Source organism: Pseudomonas brassicacearum subsp. neoaurantiaca, from assembly GCF_013608025.1.
In the GTDB taxonomy this organism is placed as follows: Bacteria; Pseudomonadota; Gammaproteobacteria; order Pseudomonadales; family Pseudomonadaceae; genus Aquipseudomonas.
This window is the reverse complement of record NZ_VDLV01000052.1, coordinates 1-586: the sequence shown is the minus strand read 5'-3', so window position 1 is coordinate 586 and position 586 is coordinate 1. Positions and strand designations below refer to the sequence as shown.

The following is a 586-nucleotide window of genomic DNA, read 5'->3' as shown; positions in this document are numbered from 1 at the left end:
TCTGGCCGGCCACGGTCTTTTCGATGCGTCGGCCGAAGGCGTCGTAGCGGTAGGACGTTTCGCTGCCGTCGGCAGTGGTGACGCCGATGAGGCGGTGTTGGCTGTCGTAGCGGTAGTGCGTGGCGAGGCTTTGGGCCTTGCCGCGGCGTTCGCGGGTGAGGTTGCCGTAGGCGTCGTAGTCGTAATGGCGGTCGCCCTCCATGAGCAGGCGGTTGGCCTTGAGGGTGGTTGGGCCGGGACGGTCTTGCAGCAAGAGGTTGCCGGCCGGGTCGTGGGCGAAGCGTTCAGGGCCTTGGGTGTGGGCATAGTCGATGCGGAGCAGGCGATCTTGCTTGTCGTACTGGTAGCTGCGGCGGTTTCGATTGTCAGAAAGCGCGGCGAGGTTGCCGTTGGCGCTGTAGGAATAGTCGCGCCAGAACAATTGGTGCTGCTGGGTTTGCCAGACGGTCTGGGCCTTTAGGCGACCTTGTTCGTCGTAGCGGTAGTCGCTGAGCAGCAAGCCTTGTTGGCGTTGGGTTTCGCGGCCGCCCTTGAAACGGTGTTCGGTCAGGCAGGTGCCGTTGAGGTCGATGGCGATCAGCGCGCC

At 64.0% G+C, this 586-nt stretch carries 1 pseudogene; it reads right to left on the bottom strand.

Annotation, left to right across the window (positions count from 1 at the left end):
* Positions 1-586, bottom strand: a pseudogene (locus tag FHK92_RS27910) (RHS repeat domain-containing protein); the annotation flags it as partial.